Here is a 12,142-nt window from a genome sequence, read left to right on the forward strand (position 1 = left end):
TTGTCGACGATACACAACAAATGGACAGCAAAAGCCATTAACGCTTAAAGACAGACTGGTTTTAGCTTAATAATTGAAAAATAATCAATTAAACAGAGGATAATATCAAAGAAACAAAAACTACCTGTACCTTTTATTGACAGCATCTGCTATAAGTCGGGTTCGATATTTTGTTGTTATCACCTTACAAGGACTGTTATGAAAGCTATTCTTGCTGCAGCTTGCCTACTCGTCACGCCTCTTTCTTTCGCATCGGATTACCAACACGCCCTGTCGGTCGGTGCAGGTTTTGGAGAAACCAACGTCTCAGAAGATGATACTGTTACCGATGATATTCAGTTTCACTACGATCTCGCCTATCGCTACCAATTTTCCCCCGAATGGGGCTTAGAAGTGGGCTATATGGAACAAGACATATTTGTCACCAATTTCCTTATCATTGGCGATCAAATGGATAATGTAGAAAGCTTTCGAGCTGCCGCCCTGTATACCCTTCCCCTGTCGCAAAGAAACCGTTTGGTGTTTAAATTGGGTGCCAATCAATACAAGCTTAAATATCACGATGGCGATGACAGTGATTACGCTAAAGACGGGACTGGCCTCCTAGCAGGGCTAGGCTGGCGGATGGAATTCTTGTCAGGCATGGATCTCGGCCTCACCTATCACTATCAGGCGATGGATCTACTCGATACTCATACTTTTACTTTCAATCTGGGCTATCGCTTCTAACCCCTCAATTCATACCACATGAGTTTGATCTAAAAATCTAAAAGGCTGAGGAATTATTGTTTAGTCCCCAAAACAGTAACCAACTCAGCTTTTTGATATCACAGCTTACCTTTGCTTTGAGCAAGGAAAACTTCGAAGCCTCGCCTAGAGGCTGACCATAGCCATCTATCGACTCACCTCATGGCTCATATGACTATCGCGATATTGAATACTGCTTTTAGCCTTTCCAGGTGTCTTTCACCATATTTCAGCATTAATAGCAGGCTTAGCCATAAGCACAACTCTAAGCGACTCAGTAGTGGGGGCATCACAGCCAGAGACTTCCACCAATCTATTTGAACATACCAAACACTAAAGCAACAAACTCCGGATCGGTCATCAAAAATAATTTCATTGCTATCATGAAGAAAGACAAATCGTTAGCACAGATAAAAGAAAATTCATTAGCTAGAAAAACACAGACAACTCACTCACGTTATACTCGAATGACAACACACTTAAGCATTCGCTATTTATTGTGGGGACCCACTATGACTATTTCCACACTGGATAAAGGCAGTGCACTTATCATTGTCGATCTACAACAAGGCATAGTATGTATGCCAACGGTTCATCCAATATCTAAAGTCGTAGACAGTTCTATTAAGCTCAAGACCGCTTTTAAACAAAAGCAGCTACCTGTATTTCTGATCAACGTGAATGGCAAAGCCCCAGGCAGAAACCAAATAAGCCAGGCAACGCAAAAGCCTGTGGCTAATTGGGCGGAGTTGATCCCAGAGCTAGATGTAAGCTCAGATGATAAATGCATAAGCAAACAAACATGGGGAGCATTTCACAACACTGATTTACATCAGCAATTGCAAGATGCAAACGTTACTCAGGTGGTCATTACCGGCTTAATGACATCAATGGGTGTAGAATCTACCGCCCGTCAGGCACATGAGCATGGCTACAATGTCACCCTGGTGACCGATGCGATAACTGACACCAATCTTGACGCCCATAACAACAGTTGTGAACATATTTTTCCTAAGTTAGCTGAATGCGGAACAACGGAAGCTTTGCTAAAACTGCTTCAGTTGGACGAACATAACAATTCAGCAAAATAGCGCTATAAATACTATTAGATAACCCATCAATTAAGCCATACAAATAGCGGCGTAACAAAGCGACATTGACTACTCTCAATCGTAACTTCCAGCCCAACTCCCGAGTCATAGCCGTCCCTAAATACACCGCATCATCTCCCTCTCAAGAAAACTGGAATGTTACAAATTTGATCAGCTTCACTCTAGATATCCCCTCTCGGCTAATGCTAAATGGAGGATGTGACGAAATAGCATTAGCCAGGAAAGCTAAAACTCGTCCAAATAAACTATAAAAAATAAGGATACTTATGAAAGGAAGAAGACTGATAAAAAGAGGCAGCAGTTTATTTTGGGCCGCAAACCTTTTAAGCATATCAACAATGACTTTTGCTCAAGGCATTACTGATGATAGCCCTAAAGCGTTGGAGTTTACGCTCATTACAGGTGATAAAGTCAGTGCCATGGCAACACCTAATCGTGGACTGTTTGGTGCCAGATTAGTCAGTGATGAAGGCCAGGAGCAGATCACCAGTTTACAACAGTTAGGTAGTGACATTTACCTCATCCCGCCCAAAGCGGCTGAACTTGTCGATAAGGGATTGCTCGACCGTGAACTTTTCAACCTCACCAAGTTATACAAAGCCGGTTTTGATGACGAGAGCATGGCTAACCTGCCTATCATCATTGAATACCGCGATGGTAACCTTCCAGCAACCAATGCTAACCTGAAAATCCCTGGCGCTAAACTCACCGCTAGGTTTGATATCATCGATAGTTTAGCGATGTCCGTCAGTAAGAGTGAGCTACAAGATTTACTGGCAAATTTAGATTATGCCAGCTCGATTCAAGGCGTATGGCTAGATGCCAGCGTAGAAGCCCACGAAGCTTTTGAAAGCCGCAGAAACAAACATTGGTGGAGCCACTCGATAGCCAAAGATGATAGCTATCCAACGGTGCCATTAACCGGAGCCTATGGAAATTACGCAGCGCCTTACAAAGGCAATGGCGTGAAGGTTGCGGTATTAGATACAGGTTATGATACAGATCATCCTGATCTTGCAGGCCAAGTCGTTGCGAGCCAGTCTTTTGTTTGGCCTTACACAGAAGTCGATGACATTAACGGTCATGGTACTCACACAGCCTCAACAGTAGCTGGTAATGGATTTGCCTCTAACGGCAAATATGCGGGCATGGCACCTAAAGCAGAATTACTCATTGCTAAGGTTCTTGGCGACAATGGCAGCGGCTCAACCTCTGGCATTATGCAAGCAATGGAATGGGCTGTCGATAATGGTGCAGATATCATCAACATGTCATTAGGCAGTAGCGGCACTAGTTGCGATGGCCCTATGGTCGACTTAGTCGAAGCGTTAAGTGATAAAGCCTTATTTGTGATTTCGGCAGGTAATAGCTTTACCCGCGAAACCATTGGTATTCCAGGTTGTGCACCAAGCGCATTAACGGTTGCAGCGGTAGATAGAGGCAATGAAACTGCAAACTTTTCTAGCCGTGGCCCAAGCCCTGACGGCCACAGTTTAAAACCTGATATTGCCTCACAAGGGGTTAATGTTATTGCTGCGGCATCCGGTGGTAAAGGCGATCATGCCTATCGCTCACTATCAGGAACCTCAATGGCCGCTCCTCATGTAGCTGGTGGCGCAGCTATCTTGCTTGAAGCAAGACCCGATCTCAGCCCTCGCCAATTAAAAAGTGTCTTAACCTCTTCGGTCACTGCCACGCAAGCGGATGTACTTGAGCAAGGCGCAGGGGCTATGGATGTCAACGCCGCTATCAAGCAAGTATTGGTTGCCAATCCAGGCCAAGAATTGGGGATGTTCACTTATGGTGAAACTCAAACTGCAGTGCAGAGCTTAGTGGCACTAGAAAACTTAAGTGATGAGGATCTCACCCTAAAACTTAAACTGGAATTTACCGGTGAAGATGGCAAAAGTGCGATTCCTAGCAACGCCATTTGGTTAGATGCGCAACAAGTCACTATCCCTGCGAAAAGCGTGGCGCAAGTGCCGGTTTGGATTAACCCTAGCGTAGAGTTAAACGACAGTGCTTATGGCACTATCGGCGGCCGCTTAATCGGTGAGTCTATGGGTAAAGATAAAGCAGGTTTAACGGTTCCTTTGTCTTACTGGATCACGCCACCATTAGTAGATTTAACCGTTAATCTATTCGACCGCTACGGCAAACCAGCGAGTTACCCTTCTAAGTTTTACATCATGAATGGTGAAGATGCTTGGGTAGGCAATGTCAATTTGCAAAACGGCAGCAGAACCATAAGTGTTCCTAAAGGTGATTACTCTTTAGTCTCCTATATCATGACCTATGACCACCAAGGTAATTACGGTGGATTAGTGCAGTCAGTAACTATGATGGCGGAGTTAAGCACTAAGTTAACCCAGAACACTGTGATTGATTTCAATGCTTCTGAGGCCAGCCTGGTGGAGTTTGCAGCGAATAAACCTTTAATGTCACAAGGTTATAGTGCTGGTTTCACTTACGGTCTCAATGATGATCATCTACTTAAAGCAGGCTCAGTCGAAATCGCGCCGGACTATGTCACCCAAGTATATGCGCTGTCTCGTGGTCGCGATGATAGATTCAACAGCTTTATCACAACCCGAGCATTAGCCCCAAAAACCACACTGACCACAGGTAAAGGCACTGAAGTTGACTATACCATCCAATCTGTATCGAAGAACTTCCATGGCGAAGGTAGTGCAGAGGTGGTGGTGATTCAAGATCAAGGCTATCAAACAAATTGGGACGACTACGAGATTCAAGGCAAGGTTGTATTACTTGAGTTCCCGTACTTCTTCTCATCAAGCAGCATAAAAGAGCTGGCTAATCGCGGTGCAGTAGGGGTTATTGGTGCCAGACCAAACTCACCAGGCCGCTTTAAATACAGCACTTACAGCATAGATAGCATTCCTACGGTTGGCTTAGATGCACACACCAGTGCAGTATTATTAGCAGAAGCCGAACAGGGACCGATGATGATTCATTGGTCAGGGGTTGCGCCAGAACGTTCACCCTATGCTTACAACCTAAGAAACATCAGCCAAGGTAAAATTGAAACCGGCAAGCTGCATTTTGAACCGGCAAGCTTAGATCAGGGTCAATCGGATGGTGTTAATGGCAAGCGCAAGCTCGCCCAGCGCACCGCACATTATCATTCGCAAGGTGATACCCGCCCAGTATGGACGGATATGCATTCCCATGTCAGAGGCTTAAATCCTTTCTATGCTGGTGGTACACCTTTGGCATTGATTGCACCTTTGACTCGAACTGAGTATTACTCAACAGGTATTGATGGTGCTTGGACAGATATCGTCATGCCAAGATTTAATGTGTATACCTCTGGCGCATTATTTGAAGGTGCTCGTTATTACAGTCGCGGCGCTAAAAATGATGTTTCTTGGTTCAAAGCAAGTAAAGGAGCGGCATTATTATCCAGTGGTTCTGCCTTAGGTTATCGTGATACTAACTTGCTTGAAATTAGCTTACCTCATTTTGGTGACAGCTTTGGCCATGACGGTGTGGCAGGACGCGATGCATCTGCATTCGGCTTAACCTTAGTTAACGGCCAACCCACCAATACCAAAGGTGGCTTCATTGAACTTCCAGATGAAGATGCCAGAGTCACCTTGATACGTACTTATCAGATGCGTCAAGTAGAGTCAGGCTCCTCAAGCAATGAAAAGTTAGGCACAGAGTACCTAGGTAGTTTTAGTTGGAATACCAACAGCGAACTTCAAGGCGCACAGCCAGTACTGGTACCTGCGATAGATTTGCCAGTTGATATGGAAAATACCATCGCCGCAAATCAGCCGATTCAGGCCAGAGTGTCTGCTAAGGTCGATCTTCGCAACGAAGTTTCACTGTCGCAAGTCTCTGTCCGTTATGCCATAGGTCAAGAGTGCCGCGTTGAAACCTATGTATACAAGTGCACTTCAATGGCTGAAACCCAAAACAGATGGCAAGATGCCAATGTGATGCAGCAAGATGGACAATGGTTTGTCAATTTGCCTAATAACGGCGAAGCAGGCGATTACGTACATTTGCAAATCACGGTACAAGATAACTTAGGTGGCGAATCTGAAGTGACCACAATGCGAGCTTATCTACTTGATTAAATTAGTTATAAATTAAGATTACTCGCAAAACAAAAACGGCTTTCATCATGAAAGCCGTTTTTGTTTTTATATCAGTATCTTTAAAGCTTAAATTGACCGTTCAATGAGTTCCGTTATTTAAGTTAAAGCGGCAGGGCTCAGAATATTAAGCTTATCATTAATCTATTCAACCACCAGCACGCCTTTATACATCTGCATCTGGCAATGGAAGGCATACTCTCCCGCTTCCGTGGCCGGAATATTGATAAGCGTAGGTTTATCAAGTAGCAGCTCCTCACTGATCTCCAGTTCAGGCAGCTGTAGAGTCGCCGAACAGGCCGACTTATCCTCTCTTAAAAAGGTAAGTGTCGTGGCCTGACCCGCTGCAATCTTGATGCGCGACGGCGTATAAACACCATCTTTAACGACTATCTTTATCCCTTCCTGGCTCACCGGAGTCTCTGGCGAATAAAGCCAGAACCACCAGACAATAAAGCCAATTAAAGCGAGACAAAATAAATTGATAAATAACATACCAGCCTCCTAATGCGCTTTGGCTTTAAATAGACGCAGGCGATTGGCGTTACTCACCACAGTCAGTGATGAGAAGGCCATGGCCGCACCAGCAATAACCGGACTGAGCAAAACCCCAAACATGGGATAGAGAATTCCCGCGGCAATAGGGATACCAGCGGCGTTATAGATAAAGGCGCCAAACAGGTTCTGCTTAATATTCCTTAGTGTCGCCTTGCTGACCGCTATCGCATCGGCTAAGCCATGCAAAGAGCCGCGCATCAAAGTAATATCTGCACTCTCGATGGCCACATCCGTCCCCGTACCAATGGCAAAGCCAACATTAGCCAGCGCCAGCGCGGGGGCATCATTGATACCATCTCCAGTCATGCCCACTATCTCACCCGTTTTTTGCAACTCGGCCACCTTGCAGGCTTTATCCTGAGGCATCACCTCGGCAAAAAAGGTTTCTATGCCGACCTTAGCAGCCACAGCCGCAGCCGTAGCCTGATTATCTCCCGTCAACATCACCACCTTGATGCCATTACGCTTAAGCCTGGCGATTGCCTCGACCGAATCTTGTTTAATAGGATCGGCCACTGCAATGATGGCGATGAGCTTATTGTCTCGTGCCAGATACATAGGTGTCTTAGCCTCTGCAGCCAATTGCTGCGCCTTAGCCTGATGTGCCTGAATGTCTACACCTAAGTCCTGCATCAAGGCCTGGTTACCAAACAAAATAGAGTGTCCGTTAACTTTTGCCTCTACGCCGCGTCCAGAGATGGCATTAAAGTCTTCAACAGACTCAAGTTTGATATCTCGGCTATTAGCCGTCTCGACGATGGCCTCGGCGAGGGGATGCTCAGAATGACGCTCTATGCTGGCGGCTAGGGCTAGCACGCCTTGCTCATCTAATTCAGTCTCCTCAGCCAGCAGGATATCTGTTACCTGAGGCGAACCTTGAGTAATAGTGCCCGTCTTATCTAACACCATGACACTGATCTTGGAGGCGGTTTGCAGCGCTTCGCCGTTACGGATTAGCACACCCGACTCGGCGGCCTTACCCACGCCAACCATAACCGACATAGGTGTCGCCAACCCCAAGGCACAGGGACAGGCGATGATCAACACTGTGGTGGCCGAGACGATAGCAAATACTAAAGATGGCTCAGGGCCAAAGTTAAACCATACCATGGCACTAACGATGGCGATGATCATAATTGCCGGTACAAAGTAACTGGCGATCACATCGGCAAGCCTGCCAATTGGCGGTTTTGAATTTTGCGCCCGCTTCACCATGGCGATGATTCTGGCAAGGGCAGTGTCTTTACCCACTCGGGTAGCGCTAAACACGATAGCACCAGACTTATTTAAGGTGCCAGTGACCACCTCGCTGTCGATGGTTTTCTCTACCGGCATAGGCTCACCAGTCAGCATAGATTCATCGACACTAGTATTACCCTCAATGACCACGCCATCGACAGGGATCTTCTCACCTGGGCGGACCCTCACCTTGTCACCTTGCAGCACCTGGGCGATATCGATATCTAGCTCTTTGCCGTCACGAATTACCCTCGCAGTCTTAGCCTGCAAGCCAATGAGACGCTTGATCGCTTCAGAGGTCTTGCCCCTAGCCTTGACCTCTAACGCTAAGCCAAGGTTAATCAAACCTATGATCATCGCTGTGGCTTCAAAATAGACATGGCGCGCCATCTCGGGTAGCAGCGTTGGGAAAGCAACCACCAGCATGGAATAGAGCCAGGCGGTACCCGTACCCAAGGCAATTAGCGTGTCCATGTTAGCGTTGTGGTGCACGAAAGATTTCCATGCCCCCACATAAAAGTGTTTGCCTGACAAAATCATGATACTTAGGGTAACTAAGCCCACCAGCCCCCAGGCCAGCTGCTCGGTCGTGGTAGTGACCGTCATCTCACCGATAAACAGGCCATAGACCATCAAGGGAATACCCACAGATAAGGCGATAAAAGTATGGCGCAGCAGGCTGCGATAATAGTCGAGATCGGCCTGCTCCTTCTCATCCATGGCATCACTACTCGCCTCGCCCTGTAGCTGAGTCGCGTTGTAGCCAGCCGCCTCGACGGCTGCAATTAACTGTTCAGGCGTTGCCGAGCCCGAGACATCGACGATACGCTCGGCAAAATTCATCTCCGCCGAGGTGACTCCGGGTACGGCCTTTAATGCGGTTTCTATCTTACCAACGCAGCTCGCACAGCCAGCGCCAATGATGTTGAGTTGTACTCTCTTACTATCCATCTTCTGTTCTCCTAGCTCGCCATAACGCTTGGCTCATCGACGCCTTCTTCATAGCTGTCTTCAGTGCCTTCTGCGTAAGTGCCTTCGATTAGATGGCAGATCATATTGCCAGTCGGTGCTTTATCTGGCTTGTGGGACCAATCCTTCACCGCGTTCGACAGCTTGCTCCTCAGCTTCACCATCTCTTCAAACTGCTTCTCTGTCTCATCGAGCTTTTGCTGAATCATCTGCCTGACCAAGCCGCAGGCACTCTCCCCCTGATCGGTTCGGGAGAAGATCACCTTAATCTCATCGACGCTAAACCCTAGGCTTCTGGCGCTTAGGATAAACTGCATGCGCGATTGATCCTTATCGCTATAGTCCTTGTAGCCATTGACCGAAGACTTAGTCGGCGTCAGCAGACCGATGCGGGTATAGAAACGCACGGTATCACCCGTGATATTGAGGTTTTTCGCTAATTGATTAACACGCATAACCACTCCAACTAGAGACTTTAGTATCGCTGTTACATTGACTATAAACCTGTGTGTTAGACACAGGTCAAGGAACAGAAGAAGAAAAAGCCGAAAAAGTGAAGAGAATGGAGAAAACATAAAAAAGCAGCCTACTTAGAGGCTGCTTTTGAATCTAGAAATCTAACGGATACCCGCTAAATTATTCTACCGTAACTGATTTTGCCAGGTTACGTGGCTGATCTACGTCGGTACCCTTGATCAAGGCGACGTGATAAGAAAGCAGCTGCAACGGAATGGTGTAGATGAGTGGCGCCATGTAATCGTCACAATGTGGCACAGGGATCACCTTCATGGTGTCATCTGACTCAAACTCGGCATCTTTGTCGGCAAACACATACATCAGACCACCACGGGCGCGAACTTCTTCGACGTTCGACTTGAGTTTCTCAAGCAGTTCGTTGTTTGGTGCGACCACAATAACCGGCATATCGGCATCGATCAGTGCCAGCGGGCCATGCTTAAGCTCACCAGAAGCATAAGCTTCGGCGTGGATGTAGGAGATCTCCTTAAGCTTAAGCGCACCTTCCATCGCGATAGGGTATTGATCTCCACGGCCCAGGAAGAGGGCGTGATGCTTATCGGCAAAGTCTTCAGCCAGCTCGGCAATGGCATCGTCCAAGCCCAGCGCCTGCTCAACTTTAGCCGGCATAGATTGCAGGCTCTGAGTGATCTCGGCCAGCATCTCTGGAGACATGCCGTTGTGGCGACCAATGGCAGCAGTCAGCATCAGAAGACCTGCTAGCTGTACGGTAAAGGCCTTGGTTGAAGCCACACCAATTTCGGCGCCCGCTTTCATCATATAAGCCATATCCGACTCACGCACCAAAGAGGAACCCGGCGCGTTACAGATGGTCATGGTCGCCTTATAGCCCATCTCTTTAGCCAGGCGTAGTGCCGCCAAGGTGTCAGCGGTTTCGCCCGACTGAGAGATAGTCACCAACAGGCTGTTAGGGAATAGGTGCGACTTGCGGTAACGGAACTCAGAAGCGATCTCGACGTTACATGAAACACCGGCCCAATCTTCGAGCCAGTAACGTGCGGCCATGCCCGCATGGTAACTGGTACCACAAGCAATGATCTGTACGTGTTTGATATCTTTTAGAAACTCGGCGGCATTCTCACCGAATGCTGAATCCAGCACATGACCACCGGCAATACGTCCCTCTAGGGTGTGAGCGATGGCGCGAGGCTGCTCGTAGATCTCTTTGAGCATATAGTGGCGGTATTCACCCTTATCACCGGCATCATGAGTCACTTCCGACTCTTTGACTTCACGCTCGACCGGATTACCATCCAGATCATAAATGCTGACGGTGCGGCGTGTGACTTCGGCGACATCACCCTCTTCGAGGAAAGCGAACGAGCGAGTCACAGGCAGCAGGGCTAACTGATCAGAAGCGACAAAGTTTTCGCCCAGGCCAAAACCTATCACTAGTGGGCTACCAGAACGGGCCACAATCATGCGCTCGCTATCGCGGCGGTCGATCACAACAGTACCGTAAGCACCTTCAAGCTGTTTCACCGTGGCTTGTACGGCGCTGAGCAGGGTATCGTGAGACTTAAGCTCATGGTGCACCAGGTGACAGATCACTTCGGTATCGGTATCTGAACTAAAGGTGTAACCCAGGCCCTTAAGCATATCGCGCAGCTTGTTATGGTTTTCGATAATGCCGTTATGTACTACGGCAATATCGCCACTTGACTGATGAGGGTGGGCATTGCGCTCACTCGGCTCACCATGGGTCGCCCAGCGAGTATGGGCGATACCCGTACCGCCAATCAGCGGCGCTTCTTCTAGCGCATTGGATAGCTCCTGCACCTTACCTACACGGCGAGTGCTTTCCAGTTCATTGTTATGGATCACCGCCACACCGGCAGAGTCATAACCACGATATTCGAGGCGGCGTAGCCCCTCGAGTAGAATTTCCGCAACATCCCTTTGCGCCACTGCGCCAACGATTCCGCACATAATTTTTTCCTACTGACTCAATACTAATATTAAAAAATTTACTTTGAGTAGGGGGCGAGTATTACTTCTACCCCCTGCTCGGTGATCTGTTTTACCGTTTGCTCATCGACTCTATCATCGGTCACCAGCACACTTATTTGCTGCCACGCCAGTTCCAAGTTGGGAATGCGCCTGCCTATCTTGTCTGAGTCCACCATAACGATCACTTCTCGGGAGACCTCTGCCATCACCTTGCTAAGACCGGTCAGCTCATTAAAGGTGGTTGTGCCGCGGGTCAGATCTATGCCATCGGCACCGATAAATAACTGATCGAAGTTATAAGAGCGCAGCACTAACTCGGCGACCTGCCCCTGAAAAGACTCAGAATGGGGATCCCATGTACCGCCAGTCATCAACAGAGTTGGCTCATTTTCCAACTCATGGATGGCATTGGCCAGTTGCAGCGAGTTGGTCATCACCACCAAACCCCGCTTAGCGTTAAGCTGCTGCACTAATCCTGACGTGGTGCTGCCGCTATCGATAATGATGCGGTTATGATCTTTAATCAGCCTGGCCGCCGTCTCGGCAATCGACAACTTATTAGGCGCGATTTTGGCACTAAACTGTTGTGTCACCTCATCAGGGATAGCCACCGCACCACCATAACGTCTAAGCAATAGCCCGGTTTTCTCTAGCGCAGCCAGATCTTTACGTATGGTGACCTCAGAAGTTTCGAAACGACTCGCCAACTCATCCACACTCACCTCGCCTGTTTCGTTCAAAACGGCAATGATGCTGTGTCGGCGCTGTTGTGTGTTTCGTTTATTCACAAAGAGTTTCACTTAAGTTTCGTTTCGAAAGATAGATTATAGTGATTCGAAACTTTTTTACCAGTCCCTCAGGTTAAAAAGCCCCCTGAAAAACAAAAAAGCCGCTATATGAGATAGC

General features: G+C 47.8%; 8 protein-coding genes. 3 read left to right on the top strand and 5 right to left on the bottom strand.

Annotated elements, in window-relative coordinates; translation table 11 throughout:
• Nucleotides 1-198: 198 nt before the first annotated feature.
• From CFF01_RS18900 to CFF01_RS18910, 3 genes are all read left to right on the top strand, one after another.
• On the top strand, nucleotides 199-729 hold the full coding sequence (locus tag CFF01_RS18900) for a porin family protein (RefSeq protein WP_088905815.1): 531 nt from the start codon (nucleotides 199-201) through the stop codon (nucleotides 727-729).
• A 530-nt stretch (nucleotides 730-1,259) separates the two neighbouring features.
• Nucleotides 1,260-1,838, top strand: a complete 579-nt coding sequence (locus tag CFF01_RS18905) for an isochorismatase family cysteine hydrolase (protein WP_088905816.1) — start codon at nucleotides 1,260-1,262, stop codon at nucleotides 1,836-1,838.
• Between the two features lie 359 nt (nucleotides 1,839-2,197).
• Nucleotides 2,198-5,965 carry a S8 family serine peptidase gene (locus tag CFF01_RS18910; RefSeq protein WP_157705026.1) on the top strand — a complete coding sequence of 1,256 codons (3,768 nt, stop codon included), beginning with the start codon at nucleotides 2,198-2,200 and terminating at the stop codon, nucleotides 5,963-5,965.
• Between the two features lie 162 nt (nucleotides 5,966-6,127).
• Here CFF01_RS18910 and CFF01_RS18915 read toward each other — a convergent pair whose 3' ends face one another.
• The 5 genes from CFF01_RS18915 to CFF01_RS18935 all read right to left on the bottom strand — a co-directional run bounded on the left by CFF01_RS18915 (nucleotide 6,128) and on the right by CFF01_RS18935 (nucleotide 12,024).
• Nucleotides 6,128-6,478, bottom strand: coding sequence for a cupredoxin domain-containing protein (locus CFF01_RS18915; protein WP_088905818.1), 351 nt, complete (start codon nucleotides 6,476-6,478; stop codon nucleotides 6,128-6,130).
• Between the two features lie 9 nt (nucleotides 6,479-6,487).
• Nucleotides 6,488-8,731, bottom strand: coding sequence for a heavy metal translocating P-type ATPase (locus tag CFF01_RS18920; protein WP_088905819.1), 2,244 nt, complete (start codon nucleotides 8,729-8,731; stop codon nucleotides 6,488-6,490).
• Between the two features lie 11 nt (nucleotides 8,732-8,742).
• On the bottom strand, nucleotides 8,743-9,204 hold the full coding sequence (locus CFF01_RS18925) for a MerR family transcriptional regulator (protein WP_232479482.1): 462 nt from the start codon (nucleotides 9,202-9,204) through the stop codon (nucleotides 8,743-8,745).
• Nucleotides 9,205-9,385: 181 nt separating this feature from the next.
• Entirely contained in the window at nucleotides 9,386-11,215 is a 1,830-nt protein-coding gene (gene glmS, locus CFF01_RS18930) for a glutamine--fructose-6-phosphate transaminase (isomerizing) (protein ID WP_033538966.1), read from the bottom strand.
• 38 nt (nucleotides 11,216-11,253) lie between these two features.
• Nucleotides 11,254-12,024 (bottom strand): DeoR/GlpR family DNA-binding transcription regulator, encoded by a 771-nt coding sequence (locus tag CFF01_RS18935; protein WP_033538995.1) that lies wholly within the window; start codon nucleotides 12,022-12,024, stop codon nucleotides 11,254-11,256.
• Nucleotides 12,025-12,142 lie beyond the last annotated feature (118 nt).

Origin of the sequence: Shewanella marisflavi, from assembly GCF_002215585.1 — a bacterium.
GTDB classification, from domain to species: Bacteria; Pseudomonadota; Gammaproteobacteria; order Enterobacterales; family Shewanellaceae; genus Shewanella; species Shewanella marisflavi.